Origin of the sequence: Agrobacterium sp. S7/73, assembly GCF_019355535.1 — a bacterium.
Classification (GTDB): domain Bacteria; phylum Pseudomonadota; class Alphaproteobacteria; order Rhizobiales; family Rhizobiaceae; genus Agrobacterium; species Agrobacterium tumefaciens.
Genome location: NZ_CP072138.1, coordinates 354,049 through 371,325 on the forward strand (window position 1 = coordinate 354,049; position 17,277 = coordinate 371,325).

Annotated in this window: 11 protein-coding genes and 1 pseudogene; 8 read left to right on the forward strand and 4 right to left on the reverse strand. The window is 55.0% G+C overall.

The features are described from left to right. The first annotated feature begins 1 nt into the window (after window position 1). From J5276_RS26325 to J5276_RS26355, 7 genes are all read left to right on the forward strand, one after another. Window positions 2-2,467 (forward strand): calcium-binding protein, encoded by a 2,466-nt coding sequence (locus tag J5276_RS26325; RefSeq protein ID WP_174066469.1) that lies wholly within the window; start codon window positions 2-4, stop codon window positions 2,465-2,467. A gap of 124 nt (window positions 2,468-2,591) precedes the next feature. Further along, the gene (locus J5276_RS26330; RefSeq protein ID WP_236759714.1) at window positions 2,592-4,193 is read left to right on the forward strand and encodes a type I secretion system permease/ATPase; all 1,602 of its coding nucleotides are present in this window, start codon (window positions 2,592-2,594) and stop codon (window positions 4,191-4,193) included. Further along, on the forward strand, window positions 4,190-5,506 hold the full coding sequence (locus tag J5276_RS26335; RefSeq protein WP_174066473.1) for an HlyD family type I secretion periplasmic adaptor subunit: 1,317 nt from the start codon (window positions 4,190-4,192) through the stop codon (window positions 5,504-5,506). Before J5276_RS26330 ends, J5276_RS26335 begins: the two co-directional genes overlap by 4 nt. Window positions 5,507-5,981: 475 nt before the next feature. After that, a complete protein-coding gene (locus J5276_RS26340; RefSeq protein ID WP_209159905.1) occupies window positions 5,982-6,392 on the forward strand; it encodes a hypothetical protein in 411 nt (136 codons plus the stop codon). Between the two features lie 36 nt (window positions 6,393-6,428). Beyond that, a protein-coding gene (locus J5276_RS26345) for an IS3-like element IS426 family transposase (protein WP_112354636.1) occupies window positions 6,429-7,642 on the forward strand; the annotation gives its coding sequence in 2 pieces (ribosomal slippage) (window positions 6,429-6,765 and window positions 6,765-7,642; 1,215 coding nt in all). 68 nt (window positions 7,643-7,710) lie between these two features. Then, window positions 7,711-8,421 (forward strand): helix-turn-helix domain-containing protein, encoded by a 711-nt coding sequence (locus tag J5276_RS26350; RefSeq protein ID WP_209159908.1) that lies wholly within the window; start codon window positions 7,711-7,713, stop codon window positions 8,419-8,421. Between the two features lie 91 nt (window positions 8,422-8,512). After that, window positions 8,513-9,496 (forward strand): thiol-activated cytolysin family protein, encoded by a 984-nt coding sequence (locus J5276_RS26355; protein WP_174066477.1) that lies wholly within the window; start codon window positions 8,513-8,515, stop codon window positions 9,494-9,496. Between the two features lie 513 nt (window positions 9,497-10,009). On the opposite strand, the gene J5276_RS26360 is transcribed toward J5276_RS26355, so the two are convergent. From J5276_RS26360 to J5276_RS26370, 3 genes are all read right to left on the reverse strand, one after another. Beyond that, window positions 10,010-13,138 (reverse strand): efflux RND transporter permease subunit, encoded by a 3,129-nt coding sequence (locus tag J5276_RS26360; RefSeq protein WP_209159909.1) that lies wholly within the window; start codon window positions 13,136-13,138, stop codon window positions 10,010-10,012. Between the two features lie 2 nt (window positions 13,139-13,140). Then, on the reverse strand, window positions 13,141-14,289 hold the full coding sequence (locus J5276_RS26365) for an efflux RND transporter periplasmic adaptor subunit (RefSeq protein ID WP_209159910.1): 1,149 nt from the start codon (window positions 14,287-14,289) through the stop codon (window positions 13,141-13,143). A gap of 447 nt (window positions 14,290-14,736) precedes the next feature. Beyond that, the gene (locus J5276_RS26370; protein ID WP_112651974.1) at window positions 14,737-15,330 is read right to left on the reverse strand and encodes a TetR family transcriptional regulator; all 594 of its coding nucleotides are present in this window, start codon (window positions 15,328-15,330) and stop codon (window positions 14,737-14,739) included. A gap of 181 nt (window positions 15,331-15,511) precedes the next feature. On the opposite strand from J5276_RS26370, the gene J5276_RS26375 reads away from it, so the two are divergent. Further along, entirely contained in the window at window positions 15,512-16,162 is a 651-nt protein-coding gene (locus tag J5276_RS26375; protein WP_209159911.1) for a hypothetical protein, read from the forward strand. Window positions 16,163-16,635: 473 nt separating this feature from the next. On the opposite strand, the pseudogene J5276_RS26385 reads toward J5276_RS26375, so the two are convergent. After that, window positions 16,636-16,989: pseudogene (locus tag J5276_RS26385) on the reverse strand (transposase); the annotation flags it as partial. Window positions 16,990-17,277 lie beyond the last annotated feature (288 nt).

Sequence of the window (17,277 nt, forward strand, 5' to 3'; positions counted from 1 at the left end):
TATGACGTATCTACTGACTAATTCTGAGCGCAGCGCTGTCCAGTTGGCTCTGAACGCGGCCAATTCCGGTGCTGCTCCCTTCTATGAAATTTACCAAACAATCCTAGCTGTTCTAACTGAGCCGGGAGGTCAACCAAAAGAAGGTGTGGATCCTTCGGTGCTTTCTTGGCTTGTCGGTGCGAGTGGTGTGAACAAGGGTGATACGCTGTACAGCGATTTCATCAGAGAATATTCGATTTCCCAATATTTTATCCGCTTCGGACAGTCATCGACTGTGCCTCTGCAGACAGTATCCAACAATGTGGCCAGGGCCGTTGCAGAGGATATTTTGCTCAACGGCGTCGCACCCAACCTCCATACGCTCGGAGAAAAAGATGCCAACGTAACCATCTCCGAGTATTTTAACAATGATAAAGGTGGATGGTCAGGAAACCCGCTTTTCGTATTCCTGGGCGATGATTCTTTTTATCAAAACAACATCATCAACGTGGACTTTACGGGCTACGAGTTTTCCGCGTTTTTGCAAAGCTCAACATCGGCGTTCGCCGCAACAACGATTGGCTCAAGCTCGATTACCGGGTTTTCCGACGTAGCAATATCTTTCCTTTATATGGGAACGTTGGCGGCTAGCTCCATGTCGATTGCTATCGGAAACAATGGGATTGACCGTATAGCCGGGAGTTTGCAAGCGACTAATGAGTTTATCTATTCCCTCTACGGACTCCGTGCTGCCGATGTAGCCACCTACACACCGATTTTTGGTTTATCCCATGACGGGGATGAATTGTATGGAGGAATGGACGCTGAAATTCTCATAGGAGGCGGCGGATCCGATATAATTGGCGGGGGTATAGATACTGACATCGTGGATGGGGGAGATGGTAACGATGTTCTTTTTGGTGAGCAGCATCGGGACAGAGTTATCGGCGGCAATGGCGCCGATGTTCTCGCCGGCGGAACTATTTCCAATCCCACTCAACTTGGAAGTTTCGACCTGACATCGGATCACACCGAGTGGAACGACGGCGTGGGCGATCTCTTAAAAGGTGGAATGGGTAACGACACCTACCTGATTTCCATCACCGAAGGGGAAACGTGGGACTGGGCCTATGGCCAGGATTCCAATAGCGACAATTACGCGTCACTTCTTTCAATCATTGATACGATTGATGAGGGCGACGGTGACGGTGCCGGAAACATATTGATACAGATGCGGCATCCGTCCTGGGAGCCAAACGAGCAGTTTGAAGCAATCGCCGTTGGGGGGCAGTACGCCTCGGCTGAGTTTTATCCTCCCAACTTTTTCAAATCCGGCGAAAGTTTGGTTTTTTTAACCTATGTTGCTGACGGAAGTGGACTGTCGATCCCTCATTTGTTTGTCATGGCTGGCTATCCTTTGCACCCGGTCGTCGCCATTAAGGATTTCTATAACGGTGATTTTGGTATCACGCTCGATGGCTATTCTCGGTCCCGTGCCGGAGGTCCCGAACTTCTCCGCGCGAGCGCGGCAAGTGAGGCTCAAAGCGGCAATGGTTCTGACGGTGCGGCGGAAATCATTACGGGAGGCAGAGGAGCTGACGCGGTCGATTACTCCGACTCTCAATCCGGAGTCGACGTCAACCTGAGTTTGGGAACAGGCGTCGGAGGGGATGCGGAAGGAAAGACTTATGTTTCAATCGAAAATGTTACGGGGTCCGAGTTCGGCGATACACTTACGGGCAATACCGCTGACAACTATTTGCGAGGAGGCGGCGGAAATGATGTTATCGCTGGTGGCGAGGGCGACGATATCATCTTAGGTGGAGTCGGCAACGACGCTATAGTTGGAGGGAAAGGAAACGATGTTTTGTGGGGTGGGGACGGATCAGACACGTTCTCCTACGCACAAGACGACGGCAACGATATTATTGTCGAATATTCTGATAACAACTCTATCGATCAGCTAATCGTAGAGGGGTTCAATTTTGATGACGTTCTTTTCGAGCGTCGGGAAAGTGATTTGATAATTCGCGTCCCTGGAAACCAGGGCTCGGGTGGTCAGATACTGATCACAGGCACACTTGAAGACGACGCAAGAGGGATCGAACAGTTCGTATTCGATGACTGGACTTATAGCAAACAAGATGTCCGTTCGACGATCCTTTCTCAGGCGGCGACTGCCGGCAACGATGTGATCGAAGGTTTCCAAAACACAGGTGACTATCTCGAAGGTGGTGCTGGTAACGATACTTTTGTGTTCAAGCCTGACTTCGGATGGGACACCATCGGCGATTTCGTTGCCGGCGCGGGGACTGATGACGTTCTTGAGTTCCGCGGTGGCGTTTTGACAGACTTTGAGGCAGTTCTTGCGGCAGCGTCACAGGTTGGTAATGACACCATTATCAACATTGACGGCACCAATGGCATCACGCTCGCAAACGTTAATCTTGCCGACCTGCATCAGGACGACGTGCGTTTCGTTGCATAGGATCTGACAATTGCCACAACAGTTAAACTATGAAGCGCGGCGACCTCCGGTCGCCGCTGCCCTGCGAGCAACGCGCAATGCGTTTGGGTCCGTTGCTCTTCTCAGCGCTTTCACTAATATTCTGATGCTGACGGGCCCGCTGTTCATGATGCAGGTCTACGATCGGGTTCTCTCAAGCCGCAGTGTTCCAACACTTGTCGCCTTGTCGATGCTCGCCATCGTCCTCTACCTGTTTTTGGGAATTCTTGAGCTGATAAGGTCCAGAATTCTTTCGCGCATCGGCGAGAGGATCGAAGAACAACTCGGCGGTCCGACTTTCGATGCGGTCATGTTGCTTCCTCTGAGAATGTCAAAAAAGGAGGTGGCGGCACAGCCTGTTCGCGATCTCGAACATATGCGTCAGTTCATGAGCGGACCGGGTCCGGTGGCCATCTGCGACATGCCATGGTTGCCGCTTTACATCGGCATATTGTTTCTCTTTCACGCCTATCTCGGTTGGCTGGCAATTGCCGGAGCTACCCTGTTGATCGTGCTGACGCTTTGTAGCGACGCTGTTCTGCGTGACCCGACACGGCGAGTGGCCGCGCTCTCCTCGGCGCGCGCAGATTACATTGAGGCTGGGCGGCGGAATGCAGAAGCGTTGCATGCTATGGGCATGAAAAGTGCCTACGCTCGCAAATGGCACGAGACAAACTCAGCCTATGTTGAGGAACAGCGGCAGGCGAGTGATGCGACGAGCAGCTTCTCAACCTTCTCGAAGATTTTTCGCTTGGCACTGCAATCTGCCGTTCTCGCTCTGGGGGCGTGGCTTGCCATCAAGCAGCTCGCATCACCGGGAGCGATGATTGCGTCTTCCATTCTGACATCGAGAGCGCTTGCCCCAATTGAGCAGGCGATTGGTCAATGGCGTGGATTCATCAACTTTCGGCAGGCAAAGGCGCGCCTTGGTCAACTCCTCGACAGGATTGGCCCGGATCAGGAAAGAATGGCTCTTCCTGCGCCATCAAAAACACTGTCTGTATCCGGTGTTGCTGTTGTGGCTCCAGGCAACCAATCCCCCACTGTCCGGGACGTCACCTTCTCGCTTTCAGCGGGGCAGGGACTGGGCATCATTGGCCCTAGTGGTTCTGGGAAATCCACGCTTGTCCGGGCTCTGGTCGGCATCTGGCCACCGGCACGCGGATCCGTCAGGCTGGACGGGGCGGAGATTGACCAGTGGCATCCGGAAGCGCTTGGCCCATCGATCGGTTACCTGCCACAGGGTGTGGAATTGTTTGATGGAACAATAGCGGAAAATATCAGTCGGTTTTCCGGATCGCCTAACCCGTCTGATGTCATCGAGGCGGCGAAACAGGCAGATGTGCACGAGCTCATTCTGTCCATGCCGGACGGATACGACACAAGGATCGGCAATAGCGGCGCGTCTCTTTCTGCCGGACAGCGCCAGAGGATTGGGCTCGCCCGCGCGTTGTTTGGCGAGCCGTTCCTGATCATTCTGGATGAACCAAACGCCAGCCTTGATGCGGAAGGCGAAATGGCGCTGACGAATGCGATTGTCGTCGCCCGTCATCGAGGTGCCATTGTGGTGATTGTCGCTCACCGGCCGAATGCGCTTTCTGCCGTAGACAATGTTCTCGTTCTTGCTCAAGGCGCGATGGTTGCGTTCGGGCCGCGTGACGAGGTGCTACGTAAAACGACAATGCGCGCTGTATCGGAAAAAGCATGAATCCCAACACCTCGAAACCAAGCGCTGCCAGCCACTCTATCCGGCTTTATACGATTGCGGGAGCGGGAACCATTGCCTTGATGGTCTTGGGTGTTGGTGGCTGGGCCGCGACTGCAAATCTCTCCGGTGCAGTGGTGGGTGCGGGGACCGTTGTTGTCGACGGCAACGTCAAACGCATTCAGCATCGGGAAGGCGGCATTGTCGGCGATATCCGGGTGCGCAATGGGGCTGTCGTCAAGGCCGGTGACCTGCTTATCCGGCTTGACGATACAGTGACGCGAGCCGGGCTGGCCATGGTTGAGAAACAGATCGAGCAGTTGAGCGCCCGACGAATGCGACTTTCAGCCGAGCGTGAGAGCGCGACGGCAGTCACGGCTCCGACGAAGCCCCTCGGCCAAAAGGCCGAAGCAGATAGCGTCGAATATATCAAAGCTGAAGTCGCTCTTTTTACCGCCCGAAAACAGACGCTTGATGGTCAGAAGGCTCAGCTCAGACAGCGTATCGACCAGATACATCGGGAAAACGATGGGCTCGTTGTTCGCAAGAATGCAAAGGAAGAGGAATTGTCGTGGATTGGACAGGAACTCGTCCGCGTCAGAAACCTTGCCGATCAGCAACTGATCCAGTTCAACCGCCTTGCAGAACTGGAGCGACTGCGGGCTCAACTGGATGGCGAACGCGGTCAGTTGATGGCCGAGATTGCAAGGGCGGCTACGCGTGTCACAGAGACAGAACTTCAGATCCTTCAGCTTGATCAGGATCGCCTGGCGGAAGTCCTAACTGAACTACGCGACGTCGACAATAAACTTGCCGAACTAACAGAACAAAAGGTCACAGCCGAAGACCAGTTGAAACGCGTCGACGTCCGGTCGCCGCAGGATGGCATAGTTCATGAACTGGCGGTCCATACCATCGGTGGCGTTATCGGGGCAGGTGAAACCATCATGCAGATAGTGCCGGTGAATGACCGTCTCGTCGTCGAAGCCCGCATACAGCCCGCCGACATCGACCAGGTGCATATTGGCCAACAGGCAATCCTGCGTTTTTCGGCTTTTAACCAGCGTACAACTCCGGAAATTGTTGGTCAGGTAAAAACGGTCGCTGCCGACTTGGCTCATAATCCACAAACGGGCGAGAGCTGGTATACAACCCGTATCCAGATCGAGCCGGAGGAACTGTCTAAGCTGGGCAATCTCAGTCTCCTCGCAGGCATGCCGGTCGAAGCGTATATCAAGACGAGCGAACGAACTGCTCTGTCCTATCTCACCAAACCGCTCGCCGACCAGATCAACAGGGCTATGCGCGAGGATTGATAGTCAGGCAACAGAAGAAAAAGAAAGCCTTGATTGTTTGGACTGATCCCGGGGTTTCTTTGGAGGGCAAGCGGGTGGTCGTCTCGTTGGACCTTGGCGGCGGGCGCGGCAAGACAATGGTATGATCGGTCATATGCTCACGGTTCCACAAAAAAATGGGTCGGCAGTTCGATTCCTATCAAGAGCAGGATCGCATAGCCTTACCCCCGGTCCATTCCGAAACCACAGTCCACTGTGCAGTCAGCAAGGTAATTGTCCTGGTTAACCCTGTGTTGACCATCGCTGGCGAAATTCATGCTCCCATGTGTTGTGGGGTTTATGATTCTGAATGCCATTACAGAAGCTTGAGCACCGAACGGAAGACGATCGCGTAGCGCCCGGGGGAAATGGATGTCCATGCTTGATGACGACCCAGAGATAGCAGTTGCTCCGCGGCTGTTAGAGCCCCTATCAGGGCGGCGCTTCGCAACAGATCATGGCGGATAACGCATCGGACCCTTCTGGCAAACAGCGAGCTTGGGCTCCAGAAATCTGGTTGTGGTCACCAGCGGAAGGTAAATGGACACCAGATGCCGGTGCGCTGCGCAAAAGCGTCCAGTTGTCAATGACCAGCCAGGAGGTGGCGCCGCACCAGCGGTACGATGCCTGGACGAATGTCGCGTTCTACGATTTCGAGCCGGATGCGCCCAACGATACGCAACGCCTGGATTTCCAGGCCGACGCCACGGGCACGGTGACACCGACAGGCACGTTGTTCCGTTATCGCTCAGAGGCCATTTCGGGTAGCCGACCGTCAACGGGCGCGCTGTCGAGCGCGCATGATGACATCGCCATCGGCTTGATTCTGACTGAACTGCCCCCCATTTCGACCGGACAGTCGGCATAAGCAGAAAGGCTCAAGCACAGGCTTGGGTATAGGCTTATGTCTAACGACTATCGACACGTTGAATTGCTGACGGGTGATGTTCGCCGCAGGCGGTGGACAACCGAGCAAAAGCTGACAATCATTGAGCAGAGTTTCGAACCCGGCGAGACGGTATCTTCGACCGCTCGCCGTCATGGCGTCGCGCCCAATTTGCTTTATCGGTGGCGCAGGCTCTTGAGCGAGGGAGGTGCTGCAGCCGTGGATTCTGACGAGCCGGTTGTCGGAAATTCGGAAGTGAAGAAACTGGAGGATCGCGTCCGGGAGTTGGAGCGCATGCTCGGTCGCAAGACGATGGAGGTCGAAATCCTCCGCGAAGCCCTTTCCAAAGCGGACTCAAAAAAACGGATATCGCGGCCGATCTTGTTGCCGAAGGACGGTTCGCGATGAAGGCCGTCGCAGACACGCTGGGCGTCTCCCGTTCCAACCTCATCGAGCGGCTGAAAGGCAGATCAAAGCCGCGTGGGCCATACAACAAGGCCGAGGATGCAGAGCTTCTGCCCGCCATCCGCAGGCTGGTGGATCAAAGGCCAACCTATGGCTATCGGCGGATCGCCGCGCTCCTCAATCGCGAAAGGCGAGCCGCCGATCAGCCTGTCGTCAACGCCAAACGGGTCCATCGCATCATGGGTAACCACGCCATGCTACTGGAGAAGCACACAGCCGTTCGCAAGGGCCGCCTCCACGATGGCAAGGTCATGGTCATGCGCTCCAACCTGCGCTGGTGCTCGGACGGCCTGGAGTTCGCCTGCTGGAATGGCGAGGTCATTCGTCTCGCCTTCATCATCGACGCCTTCGACCGGGAGATCATCGCTTGGACGGCGCTCGCCAATGCCGGAATATCCGGCTCGGACGTCCGCGACATGATGCTGGAGGCGGTCGAGAAACGCTTCCATGCAACCCGAGCCCCGAATGCTATCGAGCATCTGTCTGACAATGGTTCAGCCTATACGGCGCGGGACACGAGGCTGTTTGCGCAAGCACTCAATCTAACGCCCTGCTTCACGCCGGTCGCCAGCCCGCAGTCGAACGGCATGTCGGAAGCCTTCGTCAAAACGTTGAAGCGGGACTATATTCGGATATCAGCTCTACCGGACGCCCAAACAGCGCTCCGGCTCATCGACGGATGGATTGAGGACTACAACGAAATCCATCCCCATTCCGCGCTCAAGATGGCTTCCCCTCGGCAGTTCATCAGGGCTAAATCAATCTAGCCGACTTGTCCGGTGAAATGGGGTGCACTCCACTGACAGGCCAACGCCAGCATACAACATCGACCGGCGTGGTCCTGACCGCCGGCCCCAATGAATTTTTCGTCTACGATCCGACCAGACCCTCGCGTGTGGCCTGGCGCTCCAGCCATGTGGCCATTGCCCTGACCTTGCGCCGCAACGCACTGGTGGAGGCCTTCAATGGCGACGTGCCGGCGGAAGAGCGGATTGTCGAAGCGCTGCATAAATCACGACTGGCCCCTTTCCTCAGAGCTCAATTGCAATTGCTGGCCGAATATATCGACCAGATGTCGGCAACGGAAAAAGGCATGGTGTTCGGCAGCGTCGCCGACCTGACCCTGGGCGCGTTGCGTTCGGTCTATCAGGAACACGGTGCTTGCGATGCGCCGATGGCGCGCCGCGCGTTGTTCGTGGCGGCGACCCGCTATATCGACGCGCATCTGAACGACATGACGTTGGATGCTGACGCGGTGGCGCATGGTATTCATTGCTCGCGCGCCACGCTTTATCGTTGTTTCGCCGACCGCGACCTCACGGTGGCCGGCGCCATCCGCATGGCGCGGGTGGAGCGCATCGGCAAACTGTTGCAGACTGCGCCGAGCCGGACGCCGATCGCCACCCTGGCGTTGAGCAATGGCTTCATCGACCTGCGAACCTTCAACCGCCAGTTTGCCAAGCGCTTTGGCATGACGCCCGGCGAGTTTCGCCGCAGCCCCCTGCGCCACGCCAGGTCGGCCTTGGCGGAATCGGACCCAGATTGATACGCGCTGCCCTCAATTGATACGGGGTTGCACTGCCGCAGACGACGCGACGAAAGCAACATCCCCCCGTTGCCCATCAACGGAGGATGCCATGTCCAAAAATTCAGACTATATCAACAGCCTCGACTATGATCTGGACAGACTGCTGGCGCTGGATTTGCAGCCAACGTCCCAGCCCAAGTTTCCCAACCGCGAACGCGCGTCCGGCTCGGTGATCATCTGCAGCAAGCGTGAGATCAACCTTGATCAGAAGATCGAATCCAGCGCGCTGTTGAACCCCGCGGCCGGGGTGATATTTCCAGGCGCGGTGATCAAACAGGACCAGACCCTGGCGGAAGGGCGCCCCACGCCCTATCGTTTTGCCCGGTCACCCCTGACCCTGCGGGTGGAATTGCCTGGCCTGGAAGAGCGAAGTGAAGTCCGGGTTGAAAAGCCAGACTACACATCCGTGTCGATCGCCATCGAGAAGACCGTTAACAGCTGGCTGAAGGACACCGGCGGCTACTTCCCGCCAATGCGCGCCTTCTCAAGCTCTCATAAATCATACACCCAGGAACAGATCGGCATATCGCTGGGTTTCGGCGCCCAATGGGGTAAGAACAGTGCCACCGCCAACCTGAAATGGTCTTCAACTGACAGCGAGACCATTGTCTACCGGGTATTCCGCCAGATCTACTACACGGTGGTCGCGCAGGATCCGCAGGAAGCCGGCGATGTCTTCGACGCGAATGTCACCCTGTCAAAGGCCAACATGGCTAATACCGAGCCACCCGGATTTGTGCGCAGCGTCGACTTCGGCCGGATCATGATCGTTCAGATGCGGACAAGCGAGCATGTGAGCGAACACGACGCCGAAGCTGCACTTGACTTCTCGACCGGCGGTGTCGAGGTGACCGCCGAAACCAAGGTCAAATATGAGAGCATCGCCAATGCCTCATCATTCCAGGCGATCGTACTTGGCGCCGGCGAGGCTTCGACGCCTCTGCTGGTTGGCGAGATCGACAAAAATGGAGCGGCCTGCCGACCGATCTCTGTATATGATAAAGGACATTACCACTTATATTCAGTTGCTTAATGTCAACCACATACGTGTCGCAGGTTCGTATCCGCTCAAGGTGGCGGAAAGTTGCCATATGCGTAGTCGTCTTCGGATCTGATTGGTAAAGTGAGTTGCCAAATTTCAACTCAGCTACAAAAATTCAGCGGATCGGTGGAGGTAGAAGACTCCGCGAAATTCACGCGGAAACTTACATCGCAATCACCTAACTGTTCGCAAGATCAGCATTTATACCGATGGTGAGAGTGATGATAATGCAGGTTAAGCGGAGTCGAGCATCCGGCTGGATAGCTTTGCTTGCGGATGTCATTTGCTCCAAGCGACGATGACGTTCCGGGTGGTGTCGAGACAATATCACTTGCGCCCAGTTGTTCTGGACGAGGCTTGGATTTGGCAATCAACGGAGACATCAGTAGTCAGCATCGGTATCGGTATCGGTGACTTACTAAAAAAATGACTAGCTAAAGCGATCGCCCAGAAAGCGGAAGTTGCGCTTTCTGGGCGATCCACAGGCACGTTCCACAGGGCTGGCTATGTAGTGGCTGTCTTGCTTGCGCGGTTGAAAATCTTGTTCACGACCACGAAAAACACCGGAACAAAAATCACGGCTAGGATCGTGCCTGTCACGGTTCCAAAGAACGTTGCGTATCCTATTGCATGTCTGGCACCAGCCCCTGCGCCACTCGAGATGATAAGAGGTACAACCCCGAGACCGAACGCCAGAGACGTCATCAAAATGGGACGAAAACGTAGCTTTGCGGCCTCCAAAACGGCTTCAACTGCGGTGCCTCCAGTGTGTGCCATTCGCTCACGAGCAAATTCAACAATCATGATGCCGTTTTTGCCTGTCAGACCGACGACCGTTAAAAGTCCGACCTGGAAGTACACGCCGTTTGTCTGATCGCCTATCAGAGCGCCGAGGAGTGCTCCGAGAACTCCCACCGGCATTGCAAGCAAGACAGCGATCGGGATCGTCCAGCTTTCGTAAAGCGCTGCAAGGCACAGAAACATCGTCGCGAGTGCTAGCCCGTACAATGGCAATGCGCCAGCGCCAGCCTCTTTTTCTTCGAGCGATTGTCCAGTCCATTGCAAGGTGAAGCCTGGCGGAAGTTGGGCTGCCAGACGTTCCATCTCTGCCATCGCCTCGCCGGACGAAAAGCCGTCAGCGGCCGAGCCTTCGATTTCCATCGCGGGCAATGCATTGTACCGACTGACCTGCTGAGGGCCGAACACCCAGTTCTGAGACGCGAAAGTTGAGAAATCGACAAAATTGCCGTTAGCATTCTGCACACGCCAAAGTGCGAGATCGTCCGGCCCGGTTCTGGCATGGGGTTCTCCTTGAACGTAAACGCGTTTCACTCGCCCTGCGTAAAGGAAATCGTTGACGTAGGTGCCAGACCACACGGTTGCGAGAAATGAACCCACGTCAGCAGCCGTGACACCGACAGCGCCGGCTTTGCTCCAATCAATGTTCAATTCAAACTGGGACGCATCTTCAACACCGTTTGGGCGGACCGCTGTGAGCTTGTTGCTTTGTGCGGCTAGCCCAAGCAACTGATTGCGGGCGGTCAACAGATCTTCGTGTGACTGGCCCGATTCGGCCTGAAGGAACGCGGTGAAACCATTGGAGTTACCAAGCTCCATGACAGGTGGTGGCACAATCGGAACCACAATCGCCTCGTTTATGCCGCCCATCAAAGGCCCGAAAGCGCGCGCTGCAATAGCCTGGGCGGAGTTCTCGGTCCCGGCGCGCTCTTTCCAGTCCTTCAGACTGACGAACATCATGCCCATGTTCTGACCTTGACCGGCAAATGAGAAGCCCTGAACCGAGAAGACAGAGGCGACGTTCTTGGCCTCGGCGGTCCTGTAGTAGTCCGACACTTTGGCCAAAACTTTCTCAGTATTTTCACTTGTGGTGCCGGGTGGAGTCTGAACGATGGTAAAGAGCGTGCCCTGGTCTTCGCTTGGCAAAAAGGATGTAGGCGTTCGCTGGTACAGTACGACCATACCTGTCACCATGAGTCCGTAGATCACCAACATTCTGATAGGGCGCTTGGTCGCGATTTTCACAATGCCGCCATAGCCATTTGTCAGCCGTGTGAAGTTGCGTTCGAAACCATCGGTAAATCGAGCAGTGATCCCCGTTTTCTTGTGAGTGCTATGCGGCTTCAAAAGGGTAGCACAAAGGGCGGGTGTGAAGACAAGAGCGACGATAACCGACAGAGTCATCGCCGAAACAATTGTTACGGAGAACTGCTTGTACATTTCGCCGGTCGATCCGCCGAAGAAGGCCATCGGGACGAAAACGGCGGAGACGACCATCGCAATTCCAACGAGAGCGCCCGTGATTTCGCTCATCGACTTTTTCGTCGCTTCTTTTGGACTGAGATGTTCTTCCTGCATCAGGCGCTCGACATTCTCGACAACGACGATCGCATCGTCAACCAGAAGACCGATTGCCAGAACCATCGCAAGCATCGTCAATGTGTTGATGGAAAAACCGAATGCAGCCATGATACCAAATGTGCCGAGTAGCACGACTGGAACGGCCAGAGCAGGTATCAAGGTTGCACGAAAGTTATGCAGGAAGAGCAGGATCACAAGGACGACGAGGACGATAGCCTCAAGCAAAGTATCAATGACAGCCTCGATCGACAATTCCACAAAGGGTGTGGTGTCATAAGGAATGACATATTCCACACCCTCAGGCATCGATTGAGCCAGTTGCTCAACACGCGCCTTGACCAGTTCAGCTGTTTCCAGAGCGTTTGCGCCAGATGCCAACTGGACCGCCATCCCGGAGGCAGGCTTACCGTTATAGGTGCTGGCAATCTCGTAGTTTTCTGAACCCAATTCTGCACGTGCGACGTCGCGCAGAAGGACAAGGCCACCATCCGTGTCGGCGCGTAACACAACCCTCTCAAAATCTTCGGGTGTTTTCAGCAGTGACTGTGCGGTCACCGTCGCATTGAGTTGCTGTCCTGCAGGCGAGGGCATAGCACCGAAGGATCCGGCAGAGATCTGCGCATTTTGCGCCGTTATCGCCGAGACGACGGTCGATGGTGAAAGGTCGTAATATTTGAGCTTTTGAGGATCCAGCCAAATACGCATCGCATATTCGGAGCCAAACACCTGTACGCGCCCCACACCTGTCAGCCGCGATATCGGCTCGACCATGTAGGAGTTCAGATAGTCTGCCAGATCAATTGCACTGCGCGTGTTGTCACTGGATACAAGCCCCACCACCAACAGAAAGCCTGTAGCAGATTTCTCTACGGTCACGCCTTGTCGCGTGACATCATCCGGCAAGTTTGCCTCGGCCTGGCTGAGTTTGTTCTGGACCTGCACCTGGGCAATGTCCGGATCTGTGCCGAGATGGAATGTCAAAGTGATTTCGGCACGGCCAGTCGAAGTTGTCGAAGAATCGATGTATCGCAGCCCGTCGAGTCCTGTCATTTCCTTTTCAATGATCTGGACGACCGTATCAGCTACTGTCTCAGCAGAGGCGCCTGGATAGGTGGCGCCTATGACAATCGATGGTCCGGCAATGGTCGGGTATTGCGAGACAGGCAGGCCCAGAACGGAAAGCGTACCAAGACCCATGATGATGATAGCGATTACCCACGCAAAGACCGGGCGGTCGATGAAGAAATGTGCCATGACTACTTGCTTTCGTTGGCTTGCGCGGCTGTTTTGGCGCTGTCGTCAACAACGGTAACCTCTGCGCCCGGGGTTGCCTTCTGGAAGCCAGACGTAACCACTGCGTCACCTGCTGCCAGACCATCCGTTATGACGAGCTGATTGCCGTCAGCAGTGAAGATTGAAAGCGCTCTCTGTTCAACTTTCGAGTCTTTCACCACCCACGCATAAGGTTCTCCCTTGGTGTTTCTCATGACCGAGCTTTGCGGGACGAGGATCGCACCGTCAGCTTTCGCCTGAGGCAGCTCCACTTCGACATAAAGACCTGGAAGCAAAAGTCGGTCTGGGTTCTCAAAGCTAATACGGAGCGTTACCATGCCTGTGGTGGGCTCCACTCTCGGTTCGGCCGCGGTTAGATTTCCCTTCAGCGGATAGCGGGAGCCGTCGGGCAGGATCAAAGAAGCCGTGGCGGACTTCTCAAGTCCGTTGGCTCCACCTTTCGATTTCCACCTGAGCAAATCCGTCGCAGATTGCGTGACGTCGACGTTGACGGGGTCAATGGTCCTGATCGTTGCCAGAGCCGTTGCTTGTTGTGCCGCGACCAATGCGCCAGGGGTAGTCTCCGAAAAGCCGATGATTCCGTCGATCGGCGCCCTGATCGTCGTTCTGTTGAGATCCAGTTCGGCGGTCGTTAGTTGTGCGCGGGCACGCTGAAGCGCAGCGTCTGCTCTACTCTGCTGAGCTGCGGTACTGTCTCGATTGGAAGCCGTGCCACTCCGGTTTGCGAAAAGTTCGGCAGCTCGTCTGGCGTCGATGACGGCCAGATCGAAGTTTGCTTGCGCTTCGGCCAGCGCCGCTCGTGCCGATTCTGTCGCGCTGACATAGTTATCGTCATCGATCTTGTAGAGGGCCTGGCCCTTTTTCACCAAAACGCCTTCCTCAAAAAGGCGTTCGCGTATGATGCCGGATACCTGCGGGCGTACCTCTGCTTCGGTCGAGGCTTTGATGCGGCCGGGAAGACGGGTCGTGAGCGTATAATCGGTTGTTTTAACAACGGTCACTGTCACCGCCGGGAGCGGAGATTGCTGTGCTATCGCAAGCAAGGGAACCAGGGTGAGAGGAGCGGCAAAAACCAGCCGCTGTCCAAAGTTTTTCGCGTGTTTGAACTTCATTTGGAACCTTTTTCGCTCGAGTTACACGCATTCTCAAGCGCAGAGCCAGTGGTAGCTGGCAAAGCTCCGCAATGATTTTGGTCGGATGTTGAACGCACACACTCCAGGCTCACCCACCAATTTTGCATGAAAACTCGAATTAAATAAACATACCGTATAAATGTAAACAGCGGATTTGAGTCTGTTGCAAGTGTTTTTTCTCAAGGCAACATGGGGGACGTCGAGAACGCCTCGTTCGGCTTCCACCGACGGTGGAGCGCCGTGGGGGGTGGGTCGGTCCGACGCGCCTGATCGTCCAACACATTGGAATGGACACTCAGCTTGAGTGCCGGGTTGGATATGAAGCTGGCCGTTTCAGGACGCTGCGTGCTCGAAAACTGGAGCGCTCCTACAACCGGGTCCTCGATCGCAGCTTTGTGTATCTCGATAAAAATGGACCACGTTTGGCTAGGCCTGGAAACCTTTTATAGCGATTTTGACAAGATCCTGGCCATAAGGAACAAGGGGAAATTCACTTCGCTCCAAGGCCCATTCTTCGACTACCCCAAGGACGACAGCCGTAACCGCAGACGCAGCAGTTTTTGGCGTCCAAGGCGGGGTCAGTCGCTTTATCTTGTTGGCTTTGATGAAGATTCTTTCGATGGCCTTGTAGGAATCTCGATCTTCTTTCGCTACCGGACAGTCGACAGAAATGTCCAGATGTAGCATCAAACGTGTTAATCCGCGTCGCCGCTCATCAGAGTGCATGTCAAGCAGGATCGCCGAGATCACGTCACCGAGCATGTCGAGCGGCTGGCCCTCAACCTCGTTTTCGAGGGCGTCGGCAAGGTCCCGCAACGGAAGTTGTGACTCTTCCCGAAGGGCGAAAAGCAGGCCCTGCTTGTTGCAAAAATGCCAATGAACTGCACCCCGGCTCGTGCCAACGGCGGTTGCGATTTCATCCAGAGTGACGTTTTCAAATCCGCGCTCAAGAAAAAGCGTTTCGGCTGCATGAAGTATTTGCCGTTTTGTTTCAGCCGCCTCTTCTTTTGTCCGCTTCATGCCATTCCCTTTTGGTGCGTTCTCTTACCTATTAGAATATGAGGCCCGGTGTCAAATCGCCAAGAACACCCGACAATAGTCTCCGCTCTCCGAAGGAGCATTACCTTTGACATACGGACGGATGGTATGTAAAAGTTGGTTTGTGGAATTTTTATTTTTGGGAAAAACGGGAAGAATAAAAATGGCAAAACCCAAGGACCACGAGCCCAAGAGTTCCTCCCCGAAAACTTCTTCATCGCGCTCGACGGCGCCGGACTTTGGACCAATGGGGCGACTTCTATTAAGAATGCGCCGAGCGCGGCAGAACCGTTTTGACGGCAATGGGGACTGGAGGAGAATCATGGCGCTTGGAGTTGTCACGGTCGACTTCGCGATTCTTGGTTTTTTCTCATCGGCATCAGGACTGTCTGGCTACATGCCGGGAACGGCTTCGATGTTTGGCGGGCTTATCATTTGCATCATTATGCTGAGATTGAGCCGGCCGGCCATATTCTTGGACTGGACCTTCTTCGGCATCGTCCAGGTTCTTCTGGGCATACAGGTACAGACGGGTTTATCCAGCGACGTGCCTGTCGGAACGGCAATGTTCTATCTCGGTCTCGTTGCATCTGCGGTGCTACTGATTGTAATCGGTATTCAAACCCATTTTCCAGAGGGTAGGGCGTGGCTTTTGGCTGGGGGAATTTGTTCAATGATTATTTCGGTTGCGAGTATCGCAGAGGCCGTCACTAGCGGGCACTTGGGGCCTGATAACACTCTTCTTATCACATTGATGATCGCCGGTCTGTCTGTGGTGGGGATGGGAGTATCTCTAAAAAAGAAAACTTCGTAAGATCACAGAATGTTCTGTGTCGCCATTCTGCGGAAAAGTGATCCCTTTCGTCAGACATACGAGCGCGCTTCGCTCGCCGTCTGCAAGGTATCATGACTGACAAGGCAGCCCTGGCGGTTGGGTGGGCGATGCGGTCAACGGTTTGGACATGGCCGCATCGGTTTCACCCCCTGTTTGCTAGAACCGATAGCGGGGACGTCCAGCATTCGATACTGGTAATGGCACATGCTACGACCTGATCGGCCATCGTCGACAAGCTGAGGTCGACGCCCTCGAGGGCGTAGCGTTCGCTCTAACGATTGAGCGGCTGTGCCGACAGTCCTGTGTTGCCTATCTCGGTTTTCGAGGCTGTTGGCGGCACTCCAAGAGAAGTGCTCTACGAGCGGATGAAGAACCGCCTTCGGTGAAGGCCAGACGGACGCCATCGTTTACAATTGCGCCCTTATCGACCTGGCGCGCCACTACGGTTTCCACCCAAGGTCATGCAAACCTTGCGGCGCGACCCCAACGGAATGGTCGCCCTTCTTCGGCAGGCCTGTGTCACCGATCATCAGAAAGGCGTCTCGAGCCCCGACGTTCTTGTCGGCCTGAACAGCCAATTCCGTCTCAAGAGGACCGGCATTCCAAATGCCATCCGAAATGAAATGATGCAGGCGGCCGTAGCGTTCGGGCCCAAAGCGTTCTGCCATCGACCGGATACTCTTGCGATCACCCGGACCTATCATCCCCGAATTGTAGACCGGGCACATCTGTCGCCGCTTCTTGTGACCAAGCTTCTCAACGAATGGCTTAAGCCAGTTCGCCAGCGCAACATCCAACTCCGCCATCTCGCGCACCCCGATGAAAGTGCTCAAGATCCCCAAATCATCGTTAATGCAGAATTAATCTCCCAAAGTAGTGCTGGGATGAAAATTATCGGTCAGATGGGGGCGCGTTGCTTTAAAGTACAACATGCGCCCCCGCAGTGCTGACTGGAGATCACACAACTGCCGCTCACGATACAAGCGTCTGGCCAAAATACATACGTTCGGATTGTTTGTAAACGACCTTGGTGAAGTTCTAAGCCGTGGCGTTGGAGCAACACATAGCCCAGTTCCCGTGATTGTTTTTCGTAT

What these genes read in the sequence shown, in the direction of transcription:
- J5276_RS26365 (WP_209159910.1), bottom strand. Translation starts at nt 14,289, where the DNA reads ATGAAGTTCAAACACGCGAAAAACTTTGGACAGCGGCTGGTTTTTGCC.
- J5276_RS26360 (WP_209159909.1), bottom strand. Translation starts at nt 13,138, where the DNA reads ATGGCACATTTCTTCATCGACCGCCCGGTCTTTGCGTGGGTAATCGCT.
- J5276_RS26330 (WP_236759714.1), top strand. Translation starts at nt 2,592, where the DNA reads ATGCTGACGGGCCCGCTGTTCATGATGCAGGTCTACGATCGGGTTCTC.
- J5276_RS26375 (WP_209159911.1), top strand. Translation starts at nt 15,512, where the DNA reads ATGGCAAAACCCAAGGACCACGAGCCCAAGAGTTCCTCCCCGAAAACT.
- J5276_RS26335 (WP_174066473.1), top strand. Translation starts at nt 4,190, where the DNA reads ATGAATCCCAACACCTCGAAACCAAGCGCTGCCAGCCACTCTATCCGG.
- J5276_RS26325 (WP_174066469.1), top strand. Translation starts at nt 2, where the DNA reads ATGACGTATCTACTGACTAATTCTGAGCGCAGCGCTGTCCAGTTGGCT.
- J5276_RS26340 (WP_209159905.1), top strand. Translation starts at nt 5,982, where the DNA reads ATGGCGGATAACGCATCGGACCCTTCTGGCAAACAGCGAGCTTGGGCT.
- J5276_RS26370 (WP_112651974.1), bottom strand. Translation starts at nt 15,330, where the DNA reads ATGAAGCGGACAAAAGAAGAGGCGGCTGAAACAAAACGGCAAATACTT.
- J5276_RS26355 (WP_174066477.1), top strand. Translation starts at nt 8,513, where the DNA reads ATGTCCAAAAATTCAGACTATATCAACAGCCTCGACTATGATCTGGAC.